This is a genomic window from Brachyspira catarrhinii (assembly GCF_005518285.1).
GTDB classification, from domain to species: Bacteria; Spirochaetota; Brachyspiria; order Brachyspirales; family Brachyspiraceae; genus Brachyspira; species Brachyspira catarrhinii.
In genome coordinates this window covers 1-372 of the sequence record NZ_SJDU01000830.1, presented here as the reverse complement: position 1 = coordinate 372, position 372 = coordinate 1, and the positions used below count along the sequence as shown (strand labels likewise).

The window sequence follows — 372 nt, the reverse complement described above, 5'->3', positions numbered from 1 at the left end:
ATAGGAGGAATTCAATGAATTCTAAAAAATTATTTCTTATCATTTTATCAGTTTTAACGGTAGCTTTTATTTCTTGTAATAAAGTCACCGCTATACCAACATTTAAAGTTTCTGATATTGCAGGCGGTTGGACTGGAATGGATGCAGCTCTTGTTATCGACAATGATGGAAACCTTACTTATAATTCAAAGCAATATCCAATACCAGAGGCTGATTGGAATTCCGAACAAACGGAATATACAATAGACGGAACTAATGTAGGAATGTCAAACTCAAGTGTTATATTTACAAGCGCTACATCTGGCACAGTTAAAAGCGATTATGGAACTGTAGAGATAGATATAAGTAAAGTTCAATAATAAATTGCAAATT

The 372-nt window shown here is 32.8% G+C and carries 1 protein-coding gene; it reads left to right on the top strand.

Annotation, left to right across the window (positions count from 1 at the left end; translation table 11 throughout):
- Positions 1 to 359 (top strand): hypothetical protein (locus EZH24_RS14585; RefSeq protein ID WP_161976211.1); only part of this gene is annotated, 359 nt, incomplete at its 5' end.
- Positions 360 to 372: the final 13 nt, after the last annotated feature.